Consider the following 8625-nt stretch of genomic DNA (forward strand, 5'->3'; position numbering starts at 1 on the left):
GCAGGGCTAACGGCCTGCCGCCTAGCATCGTCAGATCAACGCCGCCTAGCTTGCTGCATGAGCGGGTTCATTTATTACCGTGGATCACCGGGTTCAAGCATGAAAGGAGTGTGATATGTCGAGATTGTTGTCCCGTTATCATCCCGCTGATGAGCAGGGGCGAACCCAGTGCATTACGCCCGCCTCAGCGGGCTGGCAATATGTCGGGTTTGAGGTATATGAGCTGGCGGCCAATCAGAGCATTGAGTTTGCCCCGAGCGGCGATGAGCTCTGTTTGGTGTTGGTGGCGGGGCGGGCAGAGATCTCCACCCCCCAGCAACACTACCCCGAGGTGGGCGAGCGGATGAGCCCGTTCGCGCGCACTAAGCCGTGGGCGGTCTATGTCACCCAAGGGGATAGCTGCCATGTGCTTGCCACCACAGCGCTGGAGCTGGCGGTATGCCGAGCACCGGGCAAGGGAACCTATCCTTCCCGCTTGATCCGGCCCGAGCAGGTCGGGGCCGAGCGGCGCGGCAGAGGTAATAACCGCCGCTTGGTGCACAATATTCTGCCCGATAGCGCCCTAGCCGACAGTTTGTTGGTGGTGGAGGTGTTTACTGATGAGGGCTGTACCAGCTCTTATCCGAGCCACAAACATGACACCGATAACGCACCTGATGAGACCTATCTGGAGGAGACCTATTACCACCGACTCAATCCACCGCAAGGGTTCTGTTTTCAGCGGGTCTACACCGATGATCGCAGCCTTGATGAGTCGATGGCGGTCTATGACAAGGGGGTGGTGATGGCGCCACGAGGCTATCATCCGGTCGCCACCTTGGCCGGCTATGACAGCTATTACCTCAACGTGATGGCGGGGCCGGTGCGCAAATGGCTATTTACCTGGGAAGCGGACCATCAGTGGATCAACAGTGACGCCTATCCTCCCTCTTGCTCAGAGCCGGTCAACATGGCGAGCGACAGTGAGCGTTAACTGGCGTTGCCGCTCACATCGGCATCGTGCTGAGTCAGTGTTGAGTTGGCAGGGGCGACGTGAAAACGTCAGATTAGACCTCGATGGTGGATAAAGGGGAGCGGCCGAGTCGGCCGCTCACTGTTCGCTGAGATAATGTTCGCCGAGATAAACATCCTTGTACTCATCGCGAATAGCCAAGAATTTATCCAGATTGGCCATCATGAGGGTCACCAAGGTGGGGTCGAAATGTTTGCCCTTCTCCTGCTCAATAAAGGCCAGCACATCGTCAAGTGGCCATGCCCGTTTGTAGCAGCGATCGGAGCACAGAGCATCAAAGACATCCGCTAAGGCGACAATCCGCCCTTCTAGGGGGATGTCAGTACCTTGTAAACCGCGAGGGTAGCCATTGCCATCCCATTTTTCGTGGTGGTTGCCGGCGATGGTGGCGCCAATCTGAAACAGGGTTAGGTTGCTGCCAGAGAGCATATCTTGGCCGAGCTGGGCGTGAGTTTTCATCACATCCCACTCTTCGGGGGTGAACTTCCCCGGTTTTTGCAACACGGCGTCTGGAATGCCGACCTTACCGATATCATGGAGCGGGGAAGCGCGTTTGATCAGCTCGCTCTGCTCTTCGCTCATCCCTAGCAGCAAGCAAAATTGCTCGGTGTAGAGAGCAACCCGCTTAACGTGTAAACCTGACTCTTTGGAGCGAGTCTCAATCAGTTCACCGATACGGTAGATAATTTCCCGTTGGTTATCGGCGATCACTTCATTGAGGCGGATATTCTCCAGTGCCACCACGATATTTTCAGTAAATAGGGAGAGTAAGCCAGTGTCTATCTGACTCAGCGGCCGGAAAATCTCAATATGAAATAACAGATGATGGCGGGAGTTTTGGCAGTAGAGCACCATCTGATCTGGGGCATAAATATTGGATTTGAGCGCCATTGCTTGGCGCAAAATGGCCGGCGCTTCGCTGAGTAAAATGGCTGACAAACCTGGCAGAAGTGGTTCGAGCAGTTGATCTCGAACTTCATAGGCGCACTGCTTAACATCGTATATCTGGGTTTCCCCAAGATACAAAAGAGCCCCTAGCTGCTCTTGGGCACCTTCGACAAATTGGCGCAATGCCCGTTTTTCGAAGATCCCTTTGGAGGCGGCGATCACCTTTTCTAGCCCTTTGCGATGGCTTTCCAAGATGCAGATATCGCGATAGGAGCGCAAGCTGGCTCGTAGCAAGGTGCGCAACTTTTGCGAGGTGAGTTCGGTCTTGTCTTTGTAGTCGTTGATGTCGTAGTTGTTGACGACGTCGTCTTCCGGCGCCTGACCAGGCTGGCCGGTGCGCAACACAATCCGTACCATCTTATTTTGCAGATCGTCACGGATAAACTTCACCACATCCAAGCCGGAATGATCGGTCTCCATCACCACATCCAGTAGTAACAGGGCAATATCTGGGTTGGTGAGCAGTTGTTCTTTGGCATCTGCTGCGGAGTAGGCATGAAAAAAGCTGATCGGGCGATCGTCGAATATGAACTTGTTGAGGGTGATCGTAGTGATGTGGTGAACCTCAGGTTCGTCATCCACTATCATCACTTTCCAGCCGCCTTGGGGGGTATCTGGAATAGGCAGATCGCCATCATCAATAATCAGGATATTGTCATCCATTTTCTCATCCTGCGTGTCAGTATTCCCCTACATTAACTGCTTATTGCCAGATAAGAAACTGCTTAAAAAATAAAATGTGATTTGAAAAATCGATATAAAACTCATTAACGTAGCGTTTGCTACTGATAAAAATAATTACATTGATTGTGGGAGCTCAAGAAATAGATTCATTTAAATCTTTAATTTATTGCCGCTTATTGTATTTGATAATTATTCCTATTCGTATATGGTGTCGATTATTGAGTAATACACCGTGATTAGGAGTATTTTGGTGTCCCCGATATTGCCTGCTAAACGTCCTCGCCTGGTAACGGTCAAAACGGCCGTCCAACTTTCCCCTCATTTACGCCGACTCTGTTTTAGTGGCAGTGAGTTAGCGGATTACCCTGTCACCTGTGGCGGGGCTCATATCAAAGTAATGCTGGCTCAGCCTTATCAGAGTGAGCCGGTTTTACCCGTGATGACCGCCAGCGGCCCGCGCTGGGCTAATCCAGAGGATAAGCCGATCATTCGCACTTACTCTATTCGGGCTGTTCGCCCCGAGACCCAAGAGCTTGAGATCGACTTTGTGATCCACGGTGACAGCGGGCCAGCCAGTGCTTTCGCTGTGCATGCCAAGCCAGGAGATAAAGTGATCCTCTCTGGGCCGGGCGGCCCCCATCCGATGCTGCCGCTGGCTGATCATTACCTGCTGGTGGGGGATCTGACGGCCTTGCCTGCTATTACGGCGATGTGCGAGGTGATGCCGACCAATGCCAGGGGAGAGATCGCCATTGTGGTGCCAGATAAGGCCGATGCACAACCGATCAGTCTGCCGATTGGCGTGCGGTGTCAGTGGTTTGTCGGTGAGCCTGCCGCCAGCGGCTTGCTTGACCATGTGTTGAGCCTGCCCCTGAGCCGAGATGGCGGTTTCTTTTGGCTGGGTGGGGAAGAGGCGTTGGTGCTGCCGCTGCGCCGCTATCTGCGCAGCACCCTTGAAGTGGATCGCCAATCCCTGTATGCGGTGCCCTATTGGCGCCGTGGTAAGAGTGAAGAGGCCTATCATCAGACTCGCCATGAGGTAATGGATAACGAGAGCGATAGATAACGGATATTGATAACTCTTGCAAATAATAACGATTTTCATTTAGTATTGCGCCGTGCCGATAAGATCGGCGCGGCGTTTTACCCAGTATCAGGCGGCGTTGCCTCATCACTATCGGTGGGCTCACCCTGTCAGCTGCGACCCTATATGTCGCTTGAGTGTGCCACGAGCCCTCTCTCTGTTTTCCGCTTAGGACCTCACACAAAGGAGTCAAACGGTGTTTAAACACCCGACCTATCTGTTTTGGCTGGGCTTATTCTTCCTATTACTGCTCTGTGCGCTCTCGCTGGCCACCGGGGCCGGCGTTTACGGTGCTCGGGCGGTGTTTGGCTATCTTGCTGGTGATCCCAACATGGTGGGTGATGAGAAATTGGCCATGGTGCTTACCACCTTGCGCCTGCCGCGCACCCTCTGTGCCATGGTGGTCGGTGCCTCTTTATCGCTGGCTGCGTCTTTGTTACAGAGCGCGACCCGCAACCCGCTGGCGGAACCCGGCCTGCTCGGGGTCAACGCCGGGGCCGTCTTTGCGCTGGTGGTGGGGCTCACCTGGTTTGGGGTGGAGTCCGCCTACGGCTATCTGCTCTGGGCAGGACTCGGTGCGCTGCTTGGTAACGTGATTGTGCTGGGGCTTGGCATGATGATTGGCCGCTCCAATCCGCTGAAGCTCATTCTGGTCGGGGTGGCGCTCTCCGCCAACTTCGGCGGTCTCTCCAGCTTTCTGCTGCTCTCCAACAAGATGGTGCTGGAGCAGTACCGCTTCTGGAACCTTGGCTCCCTGTCGGCGGCCAATCTCGATGCCATCATTGCCGTGTTGCCCTGCGTGCTGGCGGCCTTTGTCATCACCTTGCTGCTCTGTCGCCAGCTGACCCTGATGCAGATGGGGGATGCCCAAGCCCAGGCGCTGGGGATCCGTCCCAACCGGGTGCGAATTGGCGTGCTGCTAGCCGCCACCCTGTTTACCGCCAGTGCCATCGCCATCGCCGGCCCCATCGGTTTTGTCGGCTTTCTGGCCGCCTACTGTGGCCGACTGGTAGAGCCGGTAAAGCTGGCGGTGCAGGTCTGTTTCTCCGCCCTGTTTGGCATGTTGTTTCTGCTGCTGGCCGACATCTTGGCGCGCTGGCTGATCCAGCCGTTCGAGCTGCCCAACGGGGTCATTCTGGCTCTTATCGGCGCACCTGTGCTGATCGCCATCGTTCATCGCGGGGGCTTTCGTACCCTGCTGACCGTCAAGTGAGGGGCTGATGCGCACACCGACCGATATGCTCTGCCTGCGGGCCGGTAACCGCTCTTTGCTGCTCCATCTGCCAAGCTGGCGCTGGCTGGCACTGCTGACCATGGCGCTGGTAGCGCTAGGGGTGCTGGCCCTGAGCGTGGGTGGCGGCAAGCTCGGCTTTGCCGGGGTGGTCAACACCCTACTGGGGGAGGGAACGCGGCTTGATCAGCTTACTCTGTTCAAGATCCGGCTACCGCGTATTGTCGGGGTCGTGGTGGCGGGGGCCGCCATGGGGCTCTCCGGCTGTCTGGTACAGACCTTGGTGCGTAACCGACTGGCCACCCCCGATATGGTCGGGGTCAACAACGGGGCCTCTCTGGCCATCATCATTTTTTCTCTTTACCTGACCGTGGGCAGCTGGCCTTGGTGGGCTGCGCCTATCGGCGCCATCTTCGCGGCACTGGTGCTCTATGCCCTCTGCCGCAAACCTGGGGAACAGGGCTATCTGTTCGTGGTGATCGGCATCGGCCTTGCCGAACTGTTTGAGGCCCTCGGTCAGTTCGTGATGTCCACTCAGTCGTTGCTGCACTTAAGTTCCCTCTATCTGTGGAACATGGGCAGCTTTATTGCTGTGGGGTACAGCACCATCACCCCGATTGCCCTCTTGCTGTTGCTGATCTGCCCTTGGATTGTCTACCTCTCCCGCTTGCTGGCGGTGCTGCGTTTTGGCCCTGAGATGGCCAGAGGGCTTGGCGTCAACGGCGATCGGGTGCAATTAGGCATTCTGGCGCAGGCCATTGTGGTGGCGGCGCTCGGCACCGCCATCGGCGGCCCCGTGGTCTTTATCGCCATGGCAGCCCCCATTCTTGCCTCCTGGCTGGTGAAAGACCGGGTGGTGCCGCTCTGGCTGGCGGCACTCAGCGGTGCCCTGCTGCTGCTGGCCAGCGATACCCTGGTTCGGGTGTTGGCCAGCCCCCACGAGGTGGCGACCGGCATCATGACCCGTATTCTCGGCGGCTTGTTGCTGCTGTTTCTTCTTGTTAACGATCGCCAGAGGGCTGACTGATGACGCTCACCGTAAATCGCCTCCATTTTGCCTATCAGCAGACCCCCATCCTACGGGACATCTCTTTCAGTGTGCCAAGGGGCAAGCTGGTGGGGATCGTCGGTCCCAACGGCTGCGGTAAATCGACTCTGCTCAAGCTGCTCTCTGGCCAGATAAAGCCTCACTCGGGGGATATTTTGCTCAAGGGCAAGCCGCTCGCCAGCTACCCGATGAAGGGACTGGCGCGCGAACTCGCCTATCTGCCCCAGCGGCCGACCTTGCCTGCGGGCATTCTGGTGGAGCAGCTGGTGCAGTATGGCCGCCACCCCCATCAGGGCTGGTTCAATCAGTGGGGAGCGGAGGATGCCCGTATGGTGCGCAGCGCCTGCGAGCGGATGCAGCTTGAGGGGATGTGGCAGCAGAGCGCTGCGTCGCTGTCCGGCGGCCAGGCACAGCGGGCTTGGCTGGCGATGATCCTAGCCCAAGACAGTGACATGGTGCTGCTCGATGAGCCCACCAGCGCGCTGGATATCGGCCACCAGACCGAGGTGATGGAGGCGATTCACCGCATCACCGCCGAGGGCAAAACCGTGCTGCTGGTGATCCACGATCTGGCGATGGCGGCCCGCTATTGCGACGAGCTGATCGCCATTGGTGATGGCCAGATTGCCGCCATGGGGCCCGCTCGGGAGGTGGTGACCAAGTCTCTGATCGACCGGCTCTACCAGACCCGAGTCGACATTCTCCATGCCCCCGGTGACGGGGCCCCCATTATCGTGCCGCAGCGTCAGGGTGCTGCCACCTTGCGCCAAGTCAGCTAGGTGGTGCCCACGCCGTGTGACGGCGGTGGCCCTAATTCATTCAACCAACAGGAGTGACATGATGACGCTTTTTTCTTCGCTAGTGGCCAGCATTCTGATGCTGGCTGCCCCACTGGTTCAGGCTGCGGATCTGCGTCAGGTGACCGATGCGTTCGGCAACACGGTGCAAGTCCCTGCTAAACCCCAGCGGGTCGTGGTGCTGAGCGAGATCGATCTGGATAATGCGTTGACCTTGGGAGTGACCCCAGTAGGGGCCCTTAATGGCCGCGGCCAGCCGAGTTTGCCCCGTTACCTGCTGGATAAAGTGGGTAACGATATTGAGGTGATCGGCGATCTTGATAGCCCCAATCTGGAGGCGCTGATCGCCTTGGCACCAGACCTGATCCTGATTGGCCAAACTCGCCCCGAGCTGTTGGCCCTGTTGGGGGAAATCGCCCCGACCGTGGTGACTGGCAAGTGGGGTGAGCCGTGGCAGGATATCTTCCGCCGCACCGCCCACAGCCTGAACCGTGACCAAGAGGGCGCGGCATTTTTGCAGCACTATACCGAGCGGCTGACCCAAGCCCGTAGCACCCTGGCTAAGCAGCAGGGGCAGAGCATCAGCATCGTGCGCTGGAACCCCAAGGGGCCCAGTTTTATGTATCCGGGCACCTTTGCCAGCAGCGTGGTGGAGTCGATGGGGTTGGTACGGCCAGCCCAGCAGCAGGGCAAGGATGCCCCGCACTCTCCCCCGTTGAGCTTGGAATCTCTTAATTTACTGGACGCCGACTGGTTGGTGATTGGCACCTTAAGCGCCACCGGTGATGCGGTGGATGCCATGAAACAGGCTGAGCAGACCCCGGCTTTCCAGCAATTAGGGGTGATCAAAACCAAGCGTTTTGGCGTAGTCGATGGCTCACTGTGGACCTCCAGTGGCGGCCCGCAGGCGGCGCTGAAGGTGATCGATGATGTGGAGCAGTTACTGACGGCCGCTCGCTGAGGGAGCGTTGAACCTAACACAAAGGGAGGCTTGCGCCTCCCTTTGCCATTAACAACTGCCCTTATTGGGGCTGGATATGGGTGACGGTGAGCTGGCCGCCTTGATTTTCGGCATGAAAGCTGACCGGATCACCGGCTTTTAACCCCTTGAGCTGAGCCGGATCGGCCACGCTGAACACCATGGTCATCGGCGGCATATTGAGGTTGCTGATGGTCTCGTGTTTGATGCCGATTTTACCATTGGCCTCATCGATACGGCTGATTACCCCACGGGTCATGGTCATCTCCTGCATCCCTTTCATTTCACCCATTTGGCTCATGTCATGGCCTTGGTGATTGGCGGCTTGCGCTTGGCTGTAAGTGGCAAGGCTGAGCAACAGGGTGATAGCTAACGTTTTGTAATTCATCATTTTTCCTTACTTTTTTGTCTTGTGAGAGAACAAATGTGACCTAAGTTCGGTCGGTTATTGCACTTGATAGTGATGGGTTGAGGTGGTCGCTCCCATTGGTTAAGCAAGGTGGCGGCTGCGCCACAGGTAGTAGGCGGCCGGCAGTACCAACAGGGTCAGCACTAGCGCGCTCACCATGCCGCCGATCATCGGGGCGGCGATGCGCTGCATCACCTCTGAGCCGGTGCCCTCACTCCACATGATGGGCAACAGGCCGGCGATAATGGTCACTACCGTCATCATCTTGGGGCGCAGGCGCAGGGCGGCGCCGTGGATCACCGCCCGGTGCAGCCCCGCCTTGTCCGGCTTGCCGCTGGCCACGAGGTCATCCCAGGCGTGGTTGAGGTAGACCAGCATCAGCACGCCGGGCTCCACCGCCACCCCAGCCAGGGCGATAAAGCCCACCCCCACC

The 8625-nt window shown here is 57.5% G+C and carries 9 protein-coding genes; 6 read left to right on the top strand and 3 right to left on the bottom strand.

The window, feature by feature from the left end:
- Positions 1–115: 115 nt before the first annotated feature.
- A complete protein-coding gene (gene iolB / locus CUC53_RS15710; protein ID WP_100295016.1) occupies positions 116–973 on the top strand; it encodes a 5-deoxy-glucuronate isomerase in 858 nt (285 codons plus the stop codon).
- Positions 974–1090: 117 nt separating this feature from the next.
- Here the strand turns inward: iolB and CUC53_RS15715 are convergent, their stop codons facing one another.
- Complete coding sequence (locus CUC53_RS15715; protein WP_100295017.1) at positions 1091–2623, bottom strand: HD domain-containing phosphohydrolase; 1533 nt, start codon at positions 2621–2623, stop codon at positions 1091–1093.
- A 271-nt stretch (positions 2624–2894) separates the two neighbouring features.
- Between CUC53_RS15715 and CUC53_RS15720 the strand changes: the two genes are divergently transcribed.
- From CUC53_RS15720 to CUC53_RS15740, 5 genes are all read left to right on the top strand, one after another.
- Positions 2895–3710, top strand: coding sequence for a siderophore-interacting protein (locus CUC53_RS15720; RefSeq protein ID WP_100295018.1), 816 nt, complete (start codon positions 2895–2897; stop codon positions 3708–3710).
- 214 nt (positions 3711–3924) lie between these two features.
- Positions 3925–4941 (top strand): FecCD family ABC transporter permease, encoded by a 1017-nt coding sequence (locus CUC53_RS15725; RefSeq protein WP_100295019.1) that lies wholly within the window; start codon positions 3925–3927, stop codon positions 4939–4941.
- Positions 4942–4948: 7 nt separating this feature from the next.
- Positions 4949–5986, top strand: coding sequence for a FecCD family ABC transporter permease (locus tag CUC53_RS15730; protein ID WP_100295020.1), 1038 nt, complete (start codon positions 4949–4951; stop codon positions 5984–5986).
- A complete protein-coding gene (locus tag CUC53_RS15735; protein ID WP_100295021.1) occupies positions 5986–6786 on the top strand; it encodes an ABC transporter ATP-binding protein in 801 nt (266 codons plus the stop codon). Before CUC53_RS15730 ends, CUC53_RS15735 begins: the two co-directional genes overlap by 1 nt.
- Positions 6787–6847: 61 nt before the next feature.
- The gene (locus CUC53_RS15740) at positions 6848–7765 is read left to right on the top strand and encodes an ABC transporter substrate-binding protein (RefSeq protein WP_100295022.1); all 918 of its coding nucleotides are present in this window, start codon (positions 6848–6850) and stop codon (positions 7763–7765) included.
- 61 nt (positions 7766–7826) lie between these two features.
- Here CUC53_RS15740 and CUC53_RS15745 read toward each other — a convergent pair whose 3' ends face one another.
- Both CUC53_RS15745 and CUC53_RS15750 read right to left on the bottom strand, forming a co-directional pair.
- On the bottom strand, positions 7827–8171 hold the full coding sequence (locus CUC53_RS15745) for a copper-binding protein (protein ID WP_100295023.1): 345 nt from the start codon (positions 8169–8171) through the stop codon (positions 7827–7829).
- 102 nt (positions 8172–8273) lie between these two features.
- Positions 8274–8625: efflux RND transporter permease subunit (locus CUC53_RS15750; protein WP_167386777.1), on the bottom strand; the 352-nt coding region annotated here is incomplete at its 5' end.

The sequence above is a fragment of the Aeromonas cavernicola genome (assembly GCF_002795305.1).
GTDB classification, from domain to species: Bacteria; Pseudomonadota; Gammaproteobacteria; order Enterobacterales; family Aeromonadaceae; genus Aeromonas; species Aeromonas cavernicola.